We start from the raw sequence: 20,655 nt of genomic DNA, 5'->3' as shown, positions 1-20,655 counted from the left end.
GGCCAGTCTCGGCGAAGACGTGGACGCCGGTACTCCACCACCGTCACCACTGGCAACGCGCTGACCGGCCGTGGCTGCCTCTAGGGCACTCATCGATTCGGTTCCCCTTCCTTAGTTTTGCATTATGCAATATAGGTCGGGGCGATGCGCGGTGCATCCATGTGGCGGGACTGTTGACGGACATGAGCCGGAGGAGGGTCAGCGCCCGATCGTCACGGTCTTCGATACGGTGACCTGGTCGACGTCGGAAACGCGCACGGTGGCCTTCATCGTCCATGTCCCGGCGACCGGGAGGTTGAGTGTGTCGGTGCCCCAGTAGCCGCGTTCGTCGGCGAGCCGCGCGTCCAGCGGACCGATGCCCCGGCCGTGGTGCGTGAAGGTGAGCCGCAGTTCGGGGATGGCCACGGGGCTGTCGTCGGCGCCGTAGACGATCGCCTCCACCACGTTCCGGCCGACCCGGCCCGGTTCGAGCGCGACCTGGACCTTGCCGCGTCCGACGAGGTTCTTCTCGCCCGTGTCGTACGGAATGAGTGTCAGGTTCACGTCCGGCTGGCCCGGAACCCTGCTCGCCGTGGCGGCGGTCTCCTCGGCGGCCCGCCCCGTCCGGGTGCCCGTCAGAACGGTCGTGAGAACGAGGACCACCACACCGGCCGTCACCTCGGCCAGCACCGAGCGGCGCAGCCGGCCGCGGGACGACGGCGGCACCGGCCCGGCGGGATCGTCGCCGTCCGGCAAGGAGGGCGGCGAAACCTCACCACCCGCGGTGAGCAGCACCCGCTCCTTCCTCCGGACGTCGAGCAGCCTGCCCGTCCAGCGCCGGGAGTACGACGCCGCCAGCAGCATCAGCATCACGGCCCAGATCTTGAAGGCGAGGATTCTGCCGTAACCGGTGGTGAACGCCTCCCAGGACCCGAGCCCGCGCCAGGACTGGTAGACGCCCGTCGCGGCCAGCGTGGCCACCGACGCGAGGGCGAGGCGCGAGAAACGGATCACGGCGGTGTGCGGCAGCGGGTCGTTCGCGGGTGCCCGGTACAGCGCGACCAGCAGAGCCACCAGGCCGCCCAGCCACACCGCCATGGCCAGCAGATGGAGCACGGCGCAGGAGACGGCGACGGGCACCTGTGTGCCGGCGGACGCGTGCTCGGCCGCTGCCCACGTCACCGCGAGGCCCAGGGAGAGCACACCGCCCGATGCGACGACGCCCCGGGTGGGTGCCGGCTCGCGCTGCCGGCGGCGTACCAGCGCGGCCACCACCAGCAGGAGAGCCAGCCGGGCCGACAGAGCGGCCCCCGGCCTGGTGCCGGCCGTCCGCAGCAGCAGTCCCGGGTCGAGGACCGAGCCGAGACCCTCGTCCTCGTCGAAGGGACCGCGCAGCAGCACCATCACGCCTGTGGACGCCAGCAGCGCCCACCAACCGATCACCAACGGCCGGCGCAGAACCCGCACGGACGTGGCCGAGGGCCAGCAGGCCAGGACGAACACGGCGATGCCGATCAGCAGTGCCAGACCGCCGTAGGCGACGTAACGGCACACGCCGTACAGCGCCTCGACGGCGGGGTCCACGGCCGGTGCCGCAGCGGTGGAACCACGGGTGCGCGAGGGTGCGCCGACCGAGAAGGTGAAGGCGCCGGACACGGCGTGCGCGTCGGCCGACACCACCCGCCAGGACACGGTGTACGTGCCCTCTCCCAGACCGCCGGTCAGCGGCACCCGAGCGGTGTTGCCACTGCCGCCGGCATGGTGGGGGTTGCCCGCCGTCACCGGACGGCCGTCCGGACCGAGCACCCGCAGGGAGTTCTCGACGAGGCTGACCGACTCGTCGAACGTCGTTGTGATCTGCCTCGGCGCGGCCTTCAGCACGCTGCCGTCACGCGGGTCGCTGCCCGTCAGCACCGCGTGCGCGGAGACAGGTGCGGCTGCGGCGAGAAGCGCACCGACGGCCACGGCGATCAATGTCAGGAGGACGCCGATCGTGCGGCCGCCGCGGTTCACGTGTCGTCGTGTCACGTCATGCCTCCGAGTTCCGGCTCCTGGTCCTCGGATGTTTACGCAGACGGCCTCGACGCTGCTCACCCCGGTGGCGCCCCCAGCGGAGACTCCATCCGCCCGTGGATCCGCGCCACGAGCGAGGCGGCGTGTTCACGGCGCAGCAGAACGTATGGGAACCCTCGGATTCGCCGTTCACGGCCCGGTGTACATGCTCATCGTCGGTGCCATCGTCCTGGCCGCCCATCTCGTCATCGGGAGGCGGTGGGGGCGCCGACGGGCGGGCCCACCGGTACCCCGTCCGTCGGCACCCCAGGGGGCGGTGTGAGGACCACGGGCGGTTGTCCGGCCGGGGGAACGGGCGGGGTGACCTGGGCTGAGGGGAGCTTCGGCGGGGTTGTCTCCTGGAAGTTGACCTGATCGAAGTTGACCAGTCCGGTCTTCTCCATCTGCGTGATGTGGTCGAGCACCACGTCGTTGGCCTGGTCGGCCAGTTGGCGCACGAGGGTGTTCTTGGTCGTGGAGCGGATCTTGGCGATGGTATTGAAGATCGAGCCGTGGGTGACGCGGAGGATGTTGGCCAGGTCGGTGTCGAAATTCTTGCCGCTGTCCGAGGTCAGGGTGTTCAGAAAGCCCTGCTGCTGCGGAGTGGGCTGGTTGGGCAGGGTGACTCCCAGCAAGGGGGCGATCCTCCGGCAGGAGGCGTCGAGTGCGGCGTGCCCGATGACCAAGTGCTGACCGGCGGTGCGCACGGCCGGGGTCGTGCCCTTCTTGAGGGCCAACTGCCCGGACGGGTACTCCCACAGCCCCGCAGCGCGTACGAAGACGACGAAGTTGCGATCGGCCTCGGTGAGCGGGCCGTACGGAGTCGTGGCAATGACGCGGGCTGGATTGCTGGACGCGTTCTGGACACCGAGCATGCTCGGGTAGGCGAGCGCGACGAGTGTGACGCTCAGCGCTCCGCCGACGAAGACGGTTCCGATCGTGCCGCTCCTGATGCGCATGGTGGCTCCTGAGGGGGACAGCGTGGTCGTCAGCAGGTACGTCGGTCGGAACAGAAGTTATCTTTGCGTTGGGTAAAATTTGCATTGTGCCAGGTATCGCGGTCGTCGATCACCGGGGCGGCAGCGGTGGCCGGCGGGAGGCGGCCATGCGGAGGTGTTCTTCGGCCCCGGCTACGATGCGGCCGAGGCCATGGGTGTGCTGCCCTGGCTGACGGAACTCAGTTATGCGGTCTCGGAGGCGCTCTGTGTGACGAGCAGGGCCGGTGCCGCGCCGGGCTCGGGTACGACCGGTTCGGCCGTTTCCTGAACGGGCGCCTGTCGAGCATCATGCGACCGGACCTGGAGCTGGCGCTGCGGGAACGGCTGTCATTGGCCGTCGGTCTGCGCTTCGGCGTCGGCCCGGCCCGCATCGACACGGGCGCCTACGGCGCCCGCCTCACACTCACAGACGGCCGCGCACTGGACGCCGACCTCCTTGTCGGCGCCGAGGGCATCCATTCCGCCGTGCGCTCTCTGGTCTTCGGCCAGGAGTCCCGGTTCGTACGTCACCCGGGCTACCACACCGCCGCCTTCACCTTCGACGACCCCGAGGCACACGCGGAACTGGGCGACCGGTTCTGTCTCACCGACAGACCAACCGCGACCACACCCCGTACTGGTCAGTGATGGTCTACCTGGCCGCGGCCGCACTGATCATCGTCGCGGCGGCCGGCCTTGAACAGGAACTCGTCCTCTTCTACGCCGTCGCGGTGTTCGTCAGCTTCCTGGTGGGCCTGCTCGCCCTGACACGTTTCGCCCGGAGCGAGAGCAAGCCCGTGCTGGCCTGGGTCAACGGCACCGGACGGCCCAGCGGCATCGAGGACGTCGAGGCGCAGGCTGAGGACTGAACCGTGAGGAAAGCAGCCGGTGATGGACAGGACCCGTGGGAGCAGTCAACGCTGCCGGCTGCCCATCTCCGCGGTGAAGAGCACCGGGTCACTGTCGAAGCCCCGGATCATCTCCCGCACCTGCCACAGTCCGGCGGAGTCCCGAGTGAACTCGGCCACCGTCGCGGCCGTGGCTTCGGCGACCCGGGCGAAGTCGTCCGAGATCAACTGCCGGTATCCCTCGACCACAACCACCCCCGCGTTCGAGATGTCACCGAACGTGCGGGGGTGGCCATTCTGGTGGATCGCCACCCCGACGACCACCCGCCCGTACGCGGACGAGAGACGGTCGAACTCCAGGACCATCACTTCCACGAACCCGAAGCCCATGCCGGTCCGGCTGTGCCGGCTCATGTTGATGGTGCCGTCCGGTGACCGGCTGTCGTAGTGCACGACATACGTCGGCCGGCCGTACGGGTCGTCTGCCGGGTATGTCGTCGCGATGATGTCGAGGTGCCGTGGCGGCTCACCGTACGGACTCGGATCCCACTTCAGTCGCACCTCGACCTTGCCCAGCCCCTGGCTACCGTCACTCACGTTGCCGCTCCCCCTCAGAACCACCGCTGGACCTTCTCGCAGGATCAAGTATGTGGTGCTCACGGCACTTTGACCCGTGCCTGACGGTCACCGTCCGACGCTCACTCGGGTACGACTTGCCGGTCATGCAAACGGCTCCTCGTCGATGACGTTCGCGGCCATCGACCTTGAGTTGAACGACGTTCAGAAGAACTCCGAGGCGGAGTCGGCCGCCTCCACTTCTGGACCGCGGAGTGGATGTGCGACCGACTTCCGCAGCAACCCGCGGCACCCCGCCGATCTGTCCGTCCGGGACACGACCGAGGGACCCGAGGGAGCTACGGCGTGGTCGACGTCGGCATTCCCGGGAAGGACAGACGCGCCGGTCGGCATTGACGGGTGGGTGCTATGAAGGGTGTATGGAGGTTTTTTCCGGGCGCCCTCGGAGCCCGGAACGTCATCCGCTCACCGGACACCCGCGGCGGCGCCGGGGCTTCCTCCTGGACGTGCGCAGTGCGGCCGGCCAGGTGTTCCTGCTCCAGGTCGCCATCGTGGTTGTGCTGGTCCTGGCCGCGGTGGCGGCCATGGTGTTCCAGACGGCCCGGGACGCGGTGCAGCGGGGCCGCCGTGAGTCGGTCGTCGCGGCCCAGTCGTTCGCCAGTGCCCCCGGCACGGCGGCGGCACTGCAGAGCCGCCACCCGACGGCGGTGCTCCAGCCGCGGGCCGAGGAGGCGCGCAAGCGCACGGGCGTGGACTTCATCGTCGCCATGAACACGCAGGGGATCCGCTACACGTATCCCTATCCGCGGGAGATAGGCAAGAAGTTCGTCGGCACGATCGCGCCGGCGGTGAACGGCCGGACCGTGATCGAGCAGGCCGGCGGGCCGCCCCTGCCCGCGGGCAGGGGCACGGACGTGCAGGCCGTGGTCCCGGTGACCGACTCGCGCGGCAAGGTGGTCGGTCTGGTCTCCGCCGGAATCACGGTCAGGAACGTATCGGCACTGTGGCTGCCCCAGCTGCCGATCATCCTGGGCAGCGGGGCCGCCGCGCTGGGGATGGCCACAGCCGGGACGACGCTGGTGGCGCGGCGGTTGCGCCGGCAGACCCGAGGCCTGGCCCCGGAGGAGCTGGCGAGCCTGTACGAGCACCACGACGCGGTGCTGCACTCGGTGCGCGAAGGGGTGCTGATCAACAGCGCCGACGGGCGGCTCCTGCTGGTCAACGACGAGGCCAGGCGGCTGGTGGACCTGCCGGCCGACGTCGAAGGGCGTCCGGTGGGGAAGCTGGGGCTGCCAGAGTCTGTCATGCGCCTGCTGTCGTCGTCGGAGCCGGTCACCGACGAGGTGCACCTCGTCGGTGACCGGCTGCTGACGGTGAACAGACGGCCGACGTACGGGCACGGCGGCCCGGGAGGCAATGTCGTGACCCTTCGGGACACCACGGAGCTGGCGGCGGTCTCGGGTCGGGCGGAGGCCGCGCGGGAGCGGTTGATGCTGCTCTACGAGGCCGGCGTGGGGATCGGCACCACGCTGGACGTGGAGCGCACGGCCCAGGAGTTGGCCGACGTCGCGGCGCCGCGGTTCGCCGACCTGGTGACGGTGGACCTCCTGGACGCGGTGATGCGCGGGTGGGAACCGACGGCGGAGGGCTGGCGGAACCTGCGCCGGGCGGCAGTCGGCGGCGAGCAGCGGTCGATTCCGGTGTTCCCGCCCGGCGAGGTGGTCACGTTCTCGAGCCGGGCACCGCAGTTGCGCGCGCTGCAGGAGCGGCGGGGCATGCTGGAGACGGACCTGAGACAGGCGCACGGCTGGCGGGAACAGGACCCGGAGCGCGCCCGGAAGGCCGTGGAGCACGGCTTGCGTTCACTGGTCACCGTACCGCTGCGGGCGCGCAACGTACCGCTGGGCGTGGCGAACTTCTACCGGACAGCGGACTCCCCGGCATTTCAGCCGGACGATCTCTCCTTCGCGGAGGAACTGGCCGCGCGGGCGGCCACCGCCATCGACAACGCCCGCAGGTTCACCCGGGAGCACGCGATGGCGGTGACCTTGCAGCGCAGCCTGCTGCCGCGGGCCCAGCCGGACCAGGACACACTGCAGGTGGCCTGGCGGTATCTGCCCGCGGAGGCGGGGGTGGGCGGGGACTGGTTCGACGTCATCCCCCTTGCCGGAATGCGGGTGGCACTGGTCATGGGCGACGTCGTGGGGCATGGCCTGCAAGCGGCGGCGACCATGGGGCGGCTGCGCACCGCAGTGCACAACTTCTCCACTCTGGACCTCCCCGTCGACGAGGTGCTCGGGAACCTGGACGATCTCGTCATCCGCATGGGCGAGGAGGAGAGGGCGGGCGATGCGGCTGACGGGCATGCTCACGGGCATGAGGGGATGGGTGTGACCGGAGCGACATGTCTCTACGCGGTGTACGACCCGGTGGCGGGGACGTGCACGATGGCCCGTGCCGGGCACCCGGAGCCGGTGGCAGTGCGGCCGGACGGGACGGTCGCCTGTCCCGGCGTTCCGGCCTCGCCCCCGCTCGGTCTGGGCGGCCACCCCTTCGAGACCGCCGAGATCGCGCTGCCGGAGGGTTCACAGCTGGTGCTGTACACCGACGGACTGGTGGACGACCGCGCCCACGACATCGACGTGGGGATGGAACGGCTGCGAAACGCCCTGGCCGGCTCGGGAGGACGCGCTCCGGAGGAGACGTGCCAGGCGGTGATCGATGAGCTGAAGCCGTCGCACGCCTCCGACGACGTCGCGCTGCTGGTGGCGCGCACCCGGGTGCTCCCGTCCTCGCACGTGGCGCAGTGGGCCGTACCGCCGGACCCGGCGGCGGTCCCCGAGGTGCGCGAGCGATGCAGGCGGACGTTGCGGGAGTGGGGGCTGGGGGAGGCCGGCTTCGCCACCGAGCTGATCCTCAGCGAGCTGGTCACTAACGCGATCCGGTACGGCTCGCCTCCGGTCGGCGTGCGGCTCCTGCGAGGGCGCTGCCTCGTCTGCGAGGTGTCGGACGGCAGCGGAACCTCCCCGCGTCTGCGGCGGGCGGCGACAACGGACGAGGGCGGGCGTGGGCTGTTCCTGGTGGCGCAGTTCGCTCAGCGGTGGGGCACGCGGTACACGACTGGTGGCAAGGTCATCTGGACGGAGCAGCTCCTCCTCGACGGCACGCCCGCCGCCACGAGCCACGCGCCGGTCGACTTCCTCCTCGACCAGTTCGACGACCTGGAAGCGTGAACGCGTGTGGCCCACGGGGCGCCTAGCCCTTGAGCGGCCGGTCCTTGCCGGACCCGCCCGACACCAGGTGCGCAGGGCGATGGCCGGGGTGAGCGAGGAGCGGACGGCCCGTGACGCCTGAGGCGATCCGATCAACTGGAGTACGCGCCGGAGAGGACGCTCGGCGTGGTGCTGAGCGCCGTGCTGTGCACCACGAAGTGCGTCGACGCCGCCGTCGCCCGGCAGCGCCACGGGATTCCGCCCGGTACGGTTACGAGCCGGGGACGGTTCGCGGGATGCGCAGGGCGAGCAGGGCGAGGTCGTCGTGGCCGTCGCTGGGGTGGTGGTCGGCCAGGGCGCGGCACCACTGGTCCAGGGGTAGCCGATGGTGGGCGCGGGCGGTGGCGGCCAGTGTGTCCAGGCACTGCTCCAGGGCGCGGTCGGGGTGTTCGACGAGGCCGTCGGTGAAGAGCAGCACCGTGTCTCCGGCGGCCAGCGCGTCGGTGTGGTCGGGGCGTGGCAGGTGCTCGTCCACCCCGAGCGGAACACCGGGCTCGCCCTCCAGGTAGCGGGTGTGCCCGTCTGCGGTCATGACCAGCGGGGGCATGTGGCCGGCGGTGGACCAGTGCAGGCGCCACGTGTCGTCGACGTGTTCGATGCGGGCGAGGCAGGCCGTCGTGACGGGCGCTTCCGTGATGGCGTGCAAGGTGAGGTCGAGGCGTTGCAGGACCAGGCTGGGCGGGGTGCGCCGGTCGTAGAGAAGGGCGCGCAGCATGTTGCGGATCTGCGCCATGGCCGCGGCGGCGGTCAGGTCGTGGCCCAGGACGTCGCCGATGATGGCTGCGCAGGACCCGTCCGGGAGCATCAGTGCGTCGTACCAGTCGCCGCCCAGGTGGTGGCCGGGGGCGGTGGCGGGCCGGTAGACCGCGGCCGCCGTGAACGGCGCCAGGTCGGGCAGTGTGGGCAGCAGCAGCCGCTGGAAGCGTTCGGCGGAAGAGCGGGTCTGCTCGAAGAGGCGGGCGTTTTCGATGGCGATACCGGCCGCACCGGCCAGTGCGGTCACCACCGCCTCGTCGTGGTCGTCGAAGGGTTTCCCGTCGCGCCGGTCGCAGAGGTACAGGTTGCCGTAGATCCGGCCGCGCACGCTGATCGCTACCCCGAGCAGCCCCCGCATCGGCGGGTGCCCCTGGGGGAAGCCGACGGAGTCCGGGTGACGGGTCAGATCCTTCACGAGCAGCGGCTCGGGATGACGGATCAGGTGGCCGAGCAGGCCCCGTCCGTGAGGCAGGTCGTTCCCGTTCAGGTCCTGGCGTTCCTGCGGACCGAGGCCGAGGGGGATGAACTCCTCCAGAGCCGTCCCGTCAGGGGTCAGCACGCCGAGCGCACCGTAACGCGCGTCCACGAGTTCCATGGCGGTGCTCACGATGCGTCGCAACACCGAGGGCAGCTCCAGCTCCCGGCTGACGGCGAGGACTGCGTCCAGCAGGGCGTGCATCCGCCGCTGCGCCTGGGCGAGCTGACCGATCCGCTCGGTGATGCGGTCCAAGTTGTCGTCCCAGCTGAGCGGTGGCAGGTTCCAGTGCCGCCGGTCGTCGTCCCGGACCACTCTTTGCCCACCTCTCGTCGCACGCCGGACACGGCATCGGCAACCCTAGAACACGCAGCCAGCACGTTTGCGTTTCACCCAGTGCTACCGGGATGTGCCGACCGGGGGCCGCTCACGACGGCTGGGGCAGGCGGCCCTTGCCGGCCGGGGCTGGGTACCAAGGCTTTTTTGTGGGAGGTGGGACAGTGCCGACGGTCCGCACCAGTTTCACACCGAGCGGTTGGAAGTGGGACGACCGGTCCTGGCGTTGACGTATGCCGTGGGCGACGCAGTCGTGATCAGTGTGTCCGACGGGATCAGGTGCGGACAAATCCTGCTGGGTCCGTCAGATAGCGGTCGAGCTCCGGGTCTTCGTGGAGCGGGAGGAACTCATCGTGGATCTGCCACGCCGGGCCGAGTTCCGCGCGAAGGCGGCCGAGCGCCTGGCGCACCGCCTCGTTGAAGTCCTGGCACTCCGCTTCACGCCAGGGTCCCGGATCCGGGGGGTAGTCCCGGTTCAACGACGTATCGTACCGAGCCATCAGCCTACTCAGGCCATGACGGAGGTCGTGACTGATCGGTAGTCGCTCCAGGTCAACCGGGTACCCCCACGCCTCCCGATCCTCCGTGCCCGCCCACAGAACTGCGCCTGACCCCGCGTCGAAGAAGAACCTGGCGGTGGGCATGGGGTCGGCCTCTCCATGGGTAAGTCGGCTCAAGCGGCCACCACGGTACTCAACGGCAGAGGCGGCGTGGAAGGACCAGGCTCTGCTGCCGGCCTGGCCTGCGGCTCCTGTTGTTCCGTCAGTTCCCATGCGGAGCCGGTCGGTCATGATGGAATGCACCGCGTCGTGGTGCTCGGAGTGCTGGTGCCACGCACACTCTCTCCTCTCGACGTGACGCGGGTCACATCGACCCCACGTCACGAACGGAAGGGCAGCTTGCGTCTGGTGGTCGTCCGCACAGCGGGAACGACCGACACGGAAGAGGCAGCAGAGCGATGAACGCGACAGCAGCGCAGCAGCACGAGGTCCTGGTCCTGGGCGCCGGCTACGCCGGGCTCTCCGCCGCGATCCAGCTCGCGGTCCGCGCCAAGAAACGCGGAAACGCGCGAGTGACGCTGATCAACCCCTACGACACCTTCACCGAGCGACTCCGACTGCACATGACCGCCACCGGTCAGGAGACGGCCGCGATGAACATCCCGGGGCTGCTCGACGGCACCGGCGCCGGCTTCGTCCGTGGTTGGGTCACCGCCGTGGACGCCGAGACGAAGACCGTCCGGATCGACGACGACCGGGTCCTGCGCTACGACACCCTTGTCTACGGCCTGGGCAGCATCGCGAACACCGTGACCGTCCCCGGCGTGGACGACCACGCCTACACCCTCAACAGCCCGGAGGACGCCGCCCTTCTCGCCGACCGGCTGACCCGGCTCGACGGTGGGACCGTCGTGGTCGGCGGCAGCGGCCTCACCGGCGTCGAGGCCGCCGCGGAGATCGCCGAGCGGCACCCGGAACTGAAGGTCGTGCTGCTGGGCCGGCAGGAGCCGGGCGCGAGCATGCACCCGAAGGCCAAGGCCTACATGAACACGGTGCTCGCCCGGCTCGGCGTGCGGGTGCGCAGTGGCGTCGAGGTAGCCAAGGTGCTGCCGGACAGTGTCGAGCTCGCGGACGGCTCCAGCATTCCGGCGGGCGCGGTGCTGTGGACCAGCGGCACCCGTGTCTCGCCGCTGGCTGCCGCCGCCGGCCTGACCGTCGATGAGCGCGGCCGTGTGGTCACCGACAGCGCGCTGCGCTCGGTCTCGCACCCGGACGTCTACGCCGTGGGCGATGCGGCGGCGATCCGTCAGGGCTACGGCGTGATGCACGGGACCTGTCAGGGGGGTATGCCCACCGGCGTGCACGCGGCCCTGTCGATCCTGCGGGTGCTGGTCGGCAAGGAGCCCAAGCCCTTCCGTTTCGGCTACTACCACACACCTGTCAGCCTGGGCCGGAACGACGCCGTCGTGCAGTTCACCCGCCCCGACGACAGCCCGCGCCGGATCGTGCTGACCGGCAAGCGAGCCGCAAAGTACAAGGAGGCGGTCACCGCCGCGCCGTGGCCGACCTTCGCCCGCATGAAGAAGATGCCCGCCTCGGGCGCGTTCTGGCCGCGCGGCGGCCGCTACACCCGGATGCGGAGCGCCAAGTGACCCAGCCGCAGCAGGCCGGCCCCGACCAGCTTGCCTTCCACCAGTACCGCACCCTGCTCTTCTCCGTCGCCTACCGCATCCTCGGCACCGCCGCTGATGCCGAGGACGTGGTCCAGGACACCTGGCTCAAGTGGTCGGCGGCCGACCGTTCCCAGGTCGCCGACCCCAAGGCCTACCTGACCCGGATCGTCTCCAACCTGGCGATGGACCGGCTTCGTTCGACTCGCCATCAGCGCGAGACCTACATCGGGCCATGGCTCCCCGAGCCGATCCTCACCGGCCCGGACACCGCTGACGGCGTGGCCACGACGGACTCGGTCTCCATGGCCCTGCTGGTTGTGCTGGAGACGCTGAGCCCCCTGCAGCGCGCGGTCTTCGTGCTGAAGGAGGTCTTCGCCTTCAGCTATGCGGAGATCGCGGAGGCGGTGGAACGCTCGGAGGCGGCGGTCCGGCAGGCCGCGCACCGCGCCCGAGAGACGTCCGGGCCCGCCGGCCCCGTTTCACCGCGGACCGCGCCCGCCAACGCGACGTCACCGAGCGCTTCTTCGCCGCGACGGCGGGCGGCGACCTCAACACCCTCATGGAAGTGCTCTCCCCGGACGTGACGCTGTGGACCGATGGCGGCGGCAAAGTCCGCCAGGCCCTCAAGCCGGTCGTCGGCCTGGAGACCGTGGCCCGTTGGTTCGCCGCACTCGGCACCGCGACCTACCAGGGTATCGAGCCTGGGCAGATGCGGGCAGAGCTCACCTGGATCAACGGCGGCCCGGGCATTGTCTTCTGCGGCCCGGATCGCGTGGTCGCCGCGCTGACCTTCGACTTCGATCCGGAAGGCCGCATCTCGACCATCCACAACGTGGCCAACCCCGACAAGCTCCGCGCAGTCGCCGACGGAACTCTGCACGAACTCTCCTGAGCCGCCCGTTCATTGTCGACGCCCTCCGCAATCACCGTGAGCGCCCGGGCCCGCTTCCCCAGCACGGCCCGGGCCCAGGTGGAAGCGGATGCGGCAGGCTGCGGCCGTCTGATCCACTTCTACTGATCGGCGTGCCTGCCTTGCCCGTTGCTGCCGCGCGCCCGATAGCCCTGACCGCCACCGAGCGGCACCGCTTGAAGAAAGCGGCCTGGGGTCATAAGACCGACTACAGGGCCAGGCTGCGGACGCAGATCGTGCTCCGGGCGGCTCGGGGGCAGGTCCAACGCGCGGATCGCCGTCGACGTGGGAGTGGTGTGGACACCGTGCGCATGCGGCGGGCCGGCTCGCCGACCTGGGCCTGCCGGGCCTGGCCGACCGCAAGCGCCCCGGGCGGCCCGCCGCTTTCACCGCGTTGCAAGCTGCGCAGGTCAAGGCGCTGGCCTGCCGGCTTCCGGCCGAGGCCGGGGCACCGCTGTCGCGCTGGTCGTGCCCATAGCCGGCCCGCGAGGCCGTCGAGCGTGACGTCTCGCCCTTCCTGTCGGCGTCCACCGTGCGTCGCCGGCTCGACCAGGACGCGCTCAAGCCCTGGCAGCACCGCTTGTGGATCTTCATCAGCGACCCGGACTTCCGGCCCGAGGCCAAGCGGGTGCTGAACCTGTATACCCGAGCCTGGGACGGCACCACGCTCGGCGCGGACGAGTACGTGATCAGCGCGGACGAGAAGACCTCCATCCAGGCCCGCTGCCGCTGCCATCCCACCCTGGCACCAGGCCAGGCCAGAGCGATGCGGGTGCCTCACAACCTACAGGCGCGGCGGCGCGCTGGCCCGTTCATGGCCCTGGTCGCCCAGGTGATTCGCCAGGAGCCCCACGCGAGAGCGAAACACGTATTTTGGATCGTCGACAACGGCTCCTCCCACCGCGGCAAGGCCGCAGCGGACCGCCTCTTGGCCGCGTTCCCGAACGCCGTGCTGGTCCACACTCCGGTGCACGCCTCCTGGTTGAACCAGATGGAGATCTTCTTCTCCGTCGTGCACGCCGCAGCGCGGCATAGAGCTCGACCTTCGACTGACCAGGCGGCATCGGAGGTGCTCCTTCACTGAGCACATTTCACGAACATACTTCCCAGCCAACCAGCCGATGACATCCACTCAGACGGACAACCGACAACCGACAAAAGCGGTCAGAGCCATCCTTGCGAAAACCATTGGTGCCCGGCTTGCTCCGCTGATGGACTGACGTCCTGCCGTGAGTCTGCCGCGTGACGGAGGTAGTGGTTGTGACAGGTTATGACGTGCTTGCCGAGGTGTACGAATGGCTCATCTCGGATGCAAAGTTGCCTCCAGCCGAGTTCGCTGCGTCGTTCGACGACGTCCTCAATCTCCTGCCGTCGAACGCTCACGTCCTCGACTGTTCGTGCGGAACCGGCCAGTTGGCGGTTGGCCTCGCCGGTCGTGGCATGCAGGTTGTCGCAACTGACGCCAGCGAGGCGATGGTTCGTCGGACTGCAGAGTTGTCTGAGGAGTTCGGGGCATCCGTCCGGGCCTTACGGGCGAACTGGGAAGAGTTGCCCGAGCATTTCCAGGACAACACGTTCGACATGGTCTTCTGCGTTGGCAACTCCCTTCACCATGCCACGGGCGCGACAGGCAGGGGTGCTGCTCTGGAGTCGATGTCACGGCTTCTGCGCCCCGGCGGGCGCTTGGTACTCACGTCGCGCACTTGGGAACTCGTGAGGGCCAGAGGTTCCCGGCTGGAGATCAGTGACCGACTCGTCCGCCGGCACGGTCGCGATGCCGTCGTGGTCTACCGCTGGGAGATTGCGCCGCGTTGGGAGGAGGAGCACCACATCGAGATTGCGATCGCGCAAGTTGATGCGACCGGGTTGGTTCTTGTCCGCTCGGAACTGCTGTCCTGCTGGCCCTACCGGTACGAGGAACTCGAAGTCGAGCTGCACCGGGTCGGACTCCAGACGGAACTGAGCACGTTCGATCCTGAGGCCGAGAACTACATGGTGGTCGCGAGCAAGGTATGAGCACCGGCCTCTCAGTCTCTTGCCGGACCGCGCGGTTGCTCGCAGGACGCTTGCGCCCTCTCATCGGTTGGGGTTCAAGTGGTCGACGCGACGCCTCGGACGAGGAGTGCTCGTCGATCAGCAGCGTGAACGGATCCAGCTTCGACGACCGGGCCGAAGCGGTTGTCGTGCGTGGCTGCGGCCAAGCCGAGGTCAGGGCCTTGTTGACCGTGCTTCATAGGCAGGTTCCGGAAGTCACACCGGAGTTCCGCGGCCCTCTGTCTCGACCACTGCCCCTGCACGAACGGGCCGGAAGGGTCGGAGCCACCCGTGCGAGGCCACGTCACCGGTATCTCGTAGGCTCCCGGTCATGAGCGACGGGGAATCCGGCAGACGGGTCGTAGACGGGCGCTTCGAGCTGGAGGCGCGGCTCGGTGGCGGCGGCATGGGCATGGTATGGCGAGCACGCGATCTGGTCCTGGACCGGGCCGTTGCGCTCAAGGAGGTGCGGCCGCCAGATCCGAGTCTGGCCGAATACGACCCCCATGGCGCGGCGATGCTCAGAGCCCGGGTACTGCGCGAGGCACGGGCACTCGCCCGCGTCGACCACCCCAACGTGGTGACCATCCACCACATCGTGGACGACGGGGAGCACACCTACCCGTGGCTCGTCATGGAGCTGGTGACCGGCGGATCGCTCCAGGACAGGCTCGGGAAGGGGCCGATCCCGCCCGTCGAGGCCGCCCGGCTCGGCCGCGAGCTGCTGGCCGCGCTGCGCGCCGCGCACGAAGTGGGCATCCAGCACCGGGACGTGAAACCCGCCAACGTTCTGATGAGGCCCGACGGACGTCCCGTCCTCACCGACTTCGGTATCGCGGCTATCAGGGAGTCGACCGCCCTGACCGCGACCGGGTCCGTCATCGGCACGCCCGATTACATGGCGCCCGAGCGTGTCTCGGGCGGTGAGGGCGGGCCGGGCTCCGACCTGTGGTCGCTTGCGATGATGCTGTACGTTGCAGTCGAGGGGCATCATCCGCTGCGCAGGGGAACCACGCTCGCGACGCTGGCGGCCCTTCTGAGCGAGGAGCTTCCACCGCCCCTCAAGGCCGGAGCGCTGACTGGCTTCCTGAACGCCGTACTCGTCAAGGACCCGGCCGGCCGGGCTGACGCGGAGACCGCTGACCGGATGCTCGCGGAAGCGGCCGAAGGCAGGGATACGGCTGCGAGCACTCCGCACGGGACGGGCGGGGCCACCTCGTACCGGCTGGCACCTCCGCCGGGTCCGACACCCACACCCCCCGCACCGGCCGGGTTTGGGCCGCCTTCGGGCCACGGGCCGCGGACGGGCTTCGAACCGTCGTCTCCGCACCAGGCCGTGCCCGGCCTCGATGAGCCGCCGGCCTTCTACCCGGTGGGCCCCACACGGCCGACGCGGCCGCGGCCGAGTGGTCGTGCCAAGAGCCGGATCGCGATCGCCTCGTCCGTCGTGGGGACCGTGCTGGCAGGTGTCATGGTGTGGACTCTGCTACCGCAGGGAGGCGACAAGGACGGGGAAAGGGGCGCCAGTTCACTCGGCTCGTCCTCGACCAGAACGACGGGCCCCACTCCAGCACCGCCCAGAGCGTCGCGTTCGGCGCCGGCGCCGCGGGGCGATGCGAAGACCGACCTGCTCACCCCGGACGGCATCCGGAGGGCGGTGAAGGAGATCAAGGCCGCGACCGGCACGGACCGGGCGTGCGACCTCACCGTCTATCCGAACTACGTGTCCGCAGAGATCATGATCAAGGGCAGTGACACGAAGTACGACAGCTACACCTACCGACCGGGCCAGGGGGTCCAGAAGGGGATCATCAGCAGCGCCCTCATCGGCGGCGAGCGTCCGTTCAGCCTGGACGACTTCAACTGGGATGTCCTCCCCGCCCTTCTGAAACGGGCTGAAAGAGACCTGAACGTGAAACGGCCGACCATGCGCTACGTCCTGGTCCGCCCGGCCGACACCACGTTCAGCACTCCGCTGGAACTGGCCGTCTACCTCGCTGACGACCACGTTACCGGCTATCTGAACGCCGATCTGAAGGGCAAGGTGACCCGGGTGATGCCCGCCCAGGACTGACCGGACTGCGGCTGAGTCCGGCAGCCTCGTAGGCAAACGCCACACTGAACGGCCGTGGGGCACCCCTACGCAAGCTCCAGCAGAGTCCACGCACCGGCTTGACTTGGCGCGGGGAAGGAGCGGTCACCGCAACGGTCGGGCAGGCGACCAATCCGCAGCTGTACCGGGGGCCCACTTCTTCCGCGAACGCGTCCAGGACGGCCTTATGGAGCGGAAGGGCCGAGATGTGCAGGAGGTCGTTGTCGACCTCGGGTCCGTCGTCGTTCCAGTCGCGGCGCAACCGGGTCTTCCGGAGCGGCGCGCGCCGCCGTCGAAGACGGACCCGGATCAGTTCCAGATACCGGTGATGTCCGAGGCGCTGGCCGCGGACCCGGCATGGGTGGTCAGGCCGGCCAGATCCTCGATGGTGCGCAGGGTGTCGTAGTGGTTGTAGTGGGTCGTCGTGGAGCTGCCCGGAGCAACGTGTGCGCCGTAGAACACGGTGGCGACGTGGTTGCCGTGAGAGCTGTCGTCCTCGTCGAAGGTGACGGCCAGGATGCTGTTGTGCGTCTTGGCCCAGGCGGCGTAGGCGTCGAGCTTGTTCTGCAGCCAGGTGTCACCAGTGCTGATGGAGCAGTCGTGCATGTCGTCGCACAGGTTCGGGATGACGAACGAGATCTTGGGCAGGGCCGTGTAGTCCGTCGGGAACTGCGCGAAGGTGTACGCCGTGTTCAGCGGGACGTTGCCGAAGGCGAACCACGGGTTGTGCTTCCGGGCGTATTTGGTGGCGGAGTTGGTGCACACCGTGGAGCCCTGGGAGGGCAGGCCCTCGTTGTAACTGCCCCACGTCTTGCCGGCGGCGATGAGCTCGGAGCCGAGGTTCGCGGCGCTGCTGAACTGCGGCGTGTAGCAATTGTCGTTGGTGATGCCCTGGTTGTTGCCGGAGAACAGGTCCAGGTAGTTCGGCTGACTGGGGTGGGTGATGGCGTACGACTGGGTGAGGTTGCCGCCGCCGGCCACGAGGGTGTTGTTGAGGTACGGGGCACTCGTGCTGCCGATGACCTGCTCGTAGGAGTGGTTCTCGAACACCACCACGACCACGTGGTCGGGGGCGGGAAGAGCGGCGGCCTGTGCGGCCGGGGCAGCGGCCCACACCCCGACCAGGGCGGTGGGGAGAACGGCGAGTGAGAGTGCCCGGCGCAAACGCTTCATGCGGCACAGCATGGACACGGTGGACCTCCAGCGGAAGCAGGGGGACAGTGCGGGGGCGTGCTGCTCAGGTGGTCGTCTGTTCTTCGGGCACTGAGAGAGTAGGAGGCCGTTCTCAAGGTCTTCAGGGTCCCTCGATGAAGGTCCGTCGAACAGTTGGTGATGCCTGCGGGTGATCGGCCTGCTTCAGGCGCACGGTTCGCTTCGGAGAGGCTTCTGACCGCTGTGCGGCAGCGGTACCGGGGTGAGTTGGTGGCGTACTGCTACCGGATGCCGGGTTGGTCTGGGCGGCGGGCGCCGCGGTCGTGGCCCGGCTGCGGCCGGGAGCGGGTCTGGCTGCCGCCTCTAGGCTTGCAGCGTTGTGTTCCGGGTGGTCGCGTCGTCGCACGGGTGCGCCGGTCGGGCTGTACGCCTTCCAGGGGTCCCATGTCAAGTCCCGACATGCAGCGGCATGACCCGGCCGGGGGCGGGTGGGCTCAATGGAGACATGAGGCCGCGCACGGCGCACGGCCCGCCCCGGTCCCCGGGAATCCCCGGCACCACCTCCTCATCCCCTTCCTCGCTCAAGGAGAGACCTCATGGCCCGCACCCGTACCCAGCGTCTGTCCCTGCTGACCGCCTCGACCGCCCTGGCCGCCGGTGGCGTCCTGCTGCCGACGAGTGCGTTCGCCGCCGACGCCCACACGGCGGCTCCCGCCCTCGCCGCCGCACACGGTGGCCACGGGCACGGCCACTGGGACCACAGCCGGCACAACGGCAGCAGCGGCGCCAGCAACCGGCCCGGGGGCCAGCCCGCCGTCGGCAACATCATCATCGTGAACAACATCCCCATCACCAACAGCAACACCACCGCCACCGGCGCGGCCGCGCCGGCGGCCAAGTGACCCTCGTCGGGGCGGGCCCGCCGGCTTCTGCGGTTGGTGGGTGCCGGGTGCGGCTGACGGCCGGCGGGCTTCCAGGGCGTATGCATGCAGGCCGGGAGTTCTCGGCGATGCCCGCCGACCGCGGCCGTATCCGCGCCCTCGCCGGCGGCCGCGTCCGTGGTCTGGACTGTAGCGTCGCCGATGTCCCCACCGCCGGGGTTCGCCGGGGGCGGGGTGGGGTCGACCATGGTGGCGGCGCAGCCGTGGGCGTGCTCATGGGGAAGTGACCCCCGAGAAACTCGGCCGGTTCGTCGAGAGACGCAGCGTCTGTACGCGGGCGGCAAGGACGACCGGATCGGTTCGTTTTGCCGACAAGCGGCCTGTCTACCCCGCTCTGCCGGAGTGAGGCAGGACGATATCGGCGGGCGGCAGCCGTGCCGGTTCCCTGCTTGCGCGGCCGATGTGTGCACGGAGCGGTGCGGGAGGGCTGGCGCCACCACTTCCGGGATTGCCGATGCCCCCCAGGGGTACCTGGCGGACTCGGTTGCACCAGGTAGGAGGGTAGGGCATGTCCGTGGTCGGGACGGAATCGGCGAACGCGACGCGCGGCGGTCGGGTCCGGCCAAGCTCGTGTGGCCGGTCGGCCGCCCACCGGGGGAGTGAGGGCGCATGAGCGGTACAACGGCGGCGCTGTCCCTCCTCGGTGTTGCTCTGGTCGCCGTTGCCGCCCTGTACGGGGCGGGATGGGCGGTGCGGATCGCTTCGGATCCGCTCAGTGCCGCGCCGTTCGGGTCGGGGCTGGAGCCGGAGGAGCACGCGGTGAGCCGGTTCCACGTGCGGTGGTACACGGTGACGATGCTGTTTCTCGCGTTCGACATGGAGATGGTCTTCATGTATCCGTGGACGCGAGTGATCTCCGCGATGGGGCCCAGCGCGGTGATCGAGATGTTCGTCTTTCTCGCCATTCTGGTCGCCGGGGTCGTCCATGCCTGGCGGGAAGGCGCGCTGCGATGGGCGTGACGGGCCTGGCTCTGCGCGCCGCGGCGGAGCGGCCGCGCGTTCTCCTGGCGGCTCTGCCGGGCGGCGCGGCGGTACGGCTGGCCACCGAGCGACTGCTGCGGCTGCGTGACTGGCCGCAGACGTCCACTCCGGCGCAGGCCGATCTCCTCTTCGTCGCCGGTCCCGACTGTCCCGGACTGCGGGCGGCGCTGGATCGGCTGTGGCAGGACATGCCCGCCCCCCGCGCCCGGGTGTTCGCCCGCAGGGCCGATGAAGTGGAGGCCGTGTTGGACGCCGGTCGCGCCCTGCTCCGTTCACCGGCTGAGCAGGAGGGGCTCGCAGCGGCGGCCGAAGCGGGCGGTGGGCGGAACGGAGAGCGTGCGGGGCAGGGGCACCGCGAGGGCGGCGACGGCGGTGGTTCCGGCCAGGCGCGGCATGAGCGTCACGGGGGGCACACCGGTGACGGGAAGACGGATGGCGCCGACGGCGGGGGCGACGGGCACGACGGGGAGCATGGCGAGCACGGTGACGGCGACCTCCCGGAGGCGGAGGACGGCGACCACGATGACGATGACGAGGGCGCTGACGGTCACGCCGCACACGGAGGCCATGGCAGTCACGGGGGCGGCGGGATGGAGATGCCGGGCGGGCTGCCCATGGCCGGGCAGGGCGAGGACCGCGACGGGCTGACGTTGGACCAGTTGCATGTGCCGCTGGGGCCGCTGCTGGCCGACTGGCCAACGGGCCTGACGATCCGTCTGGTGCTGCAGGGCGATGTCGTGCAGCAGGCCGATCCCGAGGAACCTGCCGCGCACACCTCCGGGTCGGCGGTTGAGCCCTTCTGGGTGCAGCCGTGGCTGCGGGCGGCATCGGGCGAGCCGGTGCCCGTCGGCGAGGCGATGCGGAGGCGGGCCGCAGCACATCTGGACAGTCTGGGCCGGCTGCTGTCGGTGGCGGGCTGGCCCGCCGAGGCGGTCTCGGCCCGGCGGCTGCGCGACGACCTGCTGTGCGGCGCGTCCCGCGCCGCGGTGGCACCCCGGCTGGAACGCTTCGCCCGCAGGGTCGGCCGGTCGCGGACCCTGGCCTGGCTGACCCGCGGCATCGGCGTCGTGACGGCCGAGGAGGCGCGCGAGGCGGGGGTGA

The 20,655-nt window shown here is 69.9% G+C and carries 16 protein-coding genes and 2 pseudogenes; 11 read left to right on the top strand and 7 right to left on the bottom strand.

Annotated features, from left to right (window positions below):
- Positions 1-198 precede the first annotated feature (198 nt).
- Positions 199-2,007: a copper resistance CopC/CopD family protein gene (locus IE249_RS30350; protein WP_229859578.1), complete on the bottom strand. Its 1,809-nt coding sequence runs from the start codon at positions 2,005-2,007 to the stop codon at positions 199-201.
- 230 nt (positions 2,008-2,237) lie between these two features.
- Entirely contained in the window at positions 2,238-2,990 is a 753-nt protein-coding gene (locus IE249_RS30345) for a DUF4142 domain-containing protein (RefSeq protein WP_189709913.1), read from the bottom strand.
- A 327-nt stretch (positions 2,991-3,317) separates the two neighbouring features.
- Between IE249_RS30345 and IE249_RS30340 the strand changes: the two genes are divergently transcribed.
- Both IE249_RS30340 and IE249_RS30335 read left to right on the top strand, forming a co-directional pair.
- Positions 3,318-3,656 carry a Rossmann-fold NAD(P)-binding domain-containing protein gene (locus IE249_RS30340; protein WP_189710047.1) on the top strand — a complete coding sequence of 113 codons (339 nt, stop codon included), beginning with the start codon at positions 3,318-3,320 and terminating at the stop codon, positions 3,654-3,656.
- Entirely contained in the window at positions 3,656-3,877 is a 222-nt protein-coding gene (locus IE249_RS30335; protein WP_229859572.1) for a hypothetical protein, read from the top strand. The genes IE249_RS30340 and IE249_RS30335 overlap by 1 nt, the downstream gene beginning before the upstream one ends.
- A gap of 45 nt (positions 3,878-3,922) precedes the next feature.
- Here the strand turns inward: IE249_RS30335 and IE249_RS30330 are convergent, their stop codons facing one another.
- On the bottom strand, positions 3,923-4,453 hold the full coding sequence (locus tag IE249_RS30330) for a TerD family protein (protein WP_189709911.1): 531 nt from the start codon (positions 4,451-4,453) through the stop codon (positions 3,923-3,925).
- A 398-nt stretch (positions 4,454-4,851) separates the two neighbouring features.
- Here IE249_RS30330 and IE249_RS30325 point away from each other — a divergent pair, with 398 nt between their 5' ends.
- Positions 4,852-7,665 carry a SpoIIE family protein phosphatase gene (locus IE249_RS30325; protein ID WP_189709909.1) on the top strand — a complete coding sequence of 938 codons (2,814 nt, stop codon included), beginning with the start codon at positions 4,852-4,854 and terminating at the stop codon, positions 7,663-7,665.
- Positions 7,666-7,915: 250 nt separating this feature from the next.
- On the opposite strand, the gene IE249_RS30320 is transcribed toward IE249_RS30325, so the two are convergent.
- Positions 7,916-9,139, bottom strand: a complete 1,224-nt coding sequence (locus IE249_RS30320) for a PP2C family protein-serine/threonine phosphatase (RefSeq protein ID WP_189710018.1) — start codon at positions 9,137-9,139, stop codon at positions 7,916-7,918.
- Between the two features lie 407 nt (positions 9,140-9,546).
- On the bottom strand, positions 9,547-9,915 hold the full coding sequence (locus IE249_RS40370; protein ID WP_189709907.1) for an immunity protein CdiI family protein: 369 nt from the start codon (positions 9,913-9,915) through the stop codon (positions 9,547-9,549).
- Positions 9,916-10,229: 314 nt separating this feature from the next.
- Between IE249_RS40370 and IE249_RS30310 the strand changes: the two genes are divergently transcribed.
- The 5 genes and pseudogenes from IE249_RS30310 to IE249_RS30290 all read left to right on the top strand — a co-directional run bounded on the left by IE249_RS30310 (position 10,230) and on the right by IE249_RS30290 (position 16,462).
- Complete coding sequence (locus tag IE249_RS30310; RefSeq protein WP_189709905.1) at positions 10,230-11,423, top strand: NAD(P)/FAD-dependent oxidoreductase; 1,194 nt, start codon at positions 10,230-10,232, stop codon at positions 11,421-11,423.
- Positions 11,420-12,336: pseudogene (locus tag IE249_RS30305) on the top strand (RNA polymerase sigma-70 factor). Before IE249_RS30310 ends, IE249_RS30305 begins: the two are co-directional and overlap by 4 nt.
- Positions 12,337-12,886: 550 nt before the next feature.
- Positions 12,887-13,438: a transposase gene (locus IE249_RS30300; RefSeq protein WP_229859567.1), complete on the top strand. Its 552-nt coding sequence runs from the start codon at positions 12,887-12,889 to the stop codon at positions 13,436-13,438.
- 176 nt (positions 13,439-13,614) lie between these two features.
- On the top strand, positions 13,615-14,370 hold the full coding sequence (locus IE249_RS30295; RefSeq protein WP_189710016.1) for a class I SAM-dependent methyltransferase: 756 nt from the start codon (positions 13,615-13,617) through the stop codon (positions 14,368-14,370).
- A 349-nt stretch (positions 14,371-14,719) separates the two neighbouring features.
- Positions 14,720-16,462, top strand: a complete 1,743-nt coding sequence (locus IE249_RS30290; RefSeq protein WP_189709903.1) for a serine/threonine-protein kinase — start codon at positions 14,720-14,722, stop codon at positions 16,460-16,462.
- A 327-nt stretch (positions 16,463-16,789) separates the two neighbouring features.
- Here IE249_RS30290 and IE249_RS30285 read toward each other — a convergent pair whose 3' ends face one another.
- Positions 16,790-17,653, bottom strand: coding sequence for an alkaline phosphatase family protein (locus IE249_RS30285; protein ID WP_229859566.1), 864 nt, complete (start codon positions 17,651-17,653; stop codon positions 16,790-16,792).
- 575 nt (positions 17,654-18,228) lie between these two features.
- Here IE249_RS30285 and IE249_RS30280 point away from each other — a divergent pair.
- Together IE249_RS30280 and IE249_RS30275 are read left to right on the top strand one after the other, a co-directional pair.
- A complete protein-coding gene (locus IE249_RS30280) occupies positions 18,229-18,534 on the top strand; it encodes a hypothetical protein (protein WP_189709901.1) in 306 nt (101 codons plus the stop codon).
- A gap of 648 nt (positions 18,535-19,182) precedes the next feature.
- A complete protein-coding gene (locus IE249_RS30275) occupies positions 19,183-19,533 on the top strand; it encodes an NADH-quinone oxidoreductase subunit A (protein ID WP_189709899.1) in 351 nt (116 codons plus the stop codon).
- Positions 19,534-19,826: 293 nt separating this feature from the next.
- Here IE249_RS30275 and IE249_RS38955 read toward each other — a convergent pair whose 3' ends face one another.
- Entirely contained in the window at positions 19,827-20,132 is a 306-nt protein-coding gene (locus IE249_RS38955) for a hypothetical protein (protein WP_229859564.1), read from the bottom strand.
- Between the two features lie 12 nt (positions 20,133-20,144).
- On the opposite strand from IE249_RS38955, the pseudogene IE249_RS38950 reads away from it, so the two are divergent.
- A pseudogene (locus tag IE249_RS38950) lies at positions 20,145-20,655 on the top strand (hypothetical protein); the annotation flags it as partial.

This window comes from Streptomyces anandii JCM 4720 (genome assembly GCF_014650655.1).
Classification (GTDB): Bacteria; Actinomycetota; Actinomycetes; order Streptomycetales; family Streptomycetaceae; genus Streptomyces; species Streptomyces anandii.
This window is presented reverse-complemented; position numbering and strand designations above follow the sequence as displayed.

Excerpts from the sequence above, each read along its gene's own strand:
- IE249_RS30345 (WP_189709913.1), bottom strand. The coding sequence starts at position 2,990 with ATGCGCATCAGGAGCGGCACGATCGGAACCGTCTTCGTCGGCGGAGCG.
- IE249_RS30340 (WP_189710047.1), top strand. The coding sequence starts at position 3,318 with ATGCGACCGGACCTGGAGCTGGCGCTGCGGGAACGGCTGTCATTGGCC.
- IE249_RS30335 (WP_229859572.1), top strand. The coding sequence starts at position 3,656 with ATGGTCTACCTGGCCGCGGCCGCACTGATCATCGTCGCGGCGGCCGGC.
- IE249_RS30325 (WP_189709909.1), top strand. The coding sequence starts at position 4,852 with ATGGAGGTTTTTTCCGGGCGCCCTCGGAGCCCGGAACGTCATCCGCTC.
- IE249_RS30320 (WP_189710018.1), bottom strand. The coding sequence starts at position 9,139 with ATGCACGCCCTGCTGGACGCAGTCCTCGCCGTCAGCCGGGAGCTGGAG.
- IE249_RS40370 (WP_189709907.1), bottom strand. The coding sequence starts at position 9,915 with ATGCCCACCGCCAGGTTCTTCTTCGACGCGGGGTCAGGCGCAGTTCTG.
- IE249_RS30310 (WP_189709905.1), top strand. The coding sequence starts at position 10,230 with ATGAACGCGACAGCAGCGCAGCAGCACGAGGTCCTGGTCCTGGGCGCC.
- IE249_RS30290 (WP_189709903.1), top strand. The coding sequence starts at position 14,720 with ATGAGCGACGGGGAATCCGGCAGACGGGTCGTAGACGGGCGCTTCGAG.
- IE249_RS30285 (WP_229859566.1), bottom strand. The coding sequence starts at position 17,653 with ATGAAGCGTTTGCGCCGGGCACTCTCACTCGCCGTTCTCCCCACCGCC.
- IE249_RS30280 (WP_189709901.1), top strand. The coding sequence starts at position 18,229 with ATGGCCCGCACCCGTACCCAGCGTCTGTCCCTGCTGACCGCCTCGACC.
- IE249_RS30275 (WP_189709899.1), top strand. The coding sequence starts at position 19,183 with ATGAGCGGTACAACGGCGGCGCTGTCCCTCCTCGGTGTTGCTCTGGTC.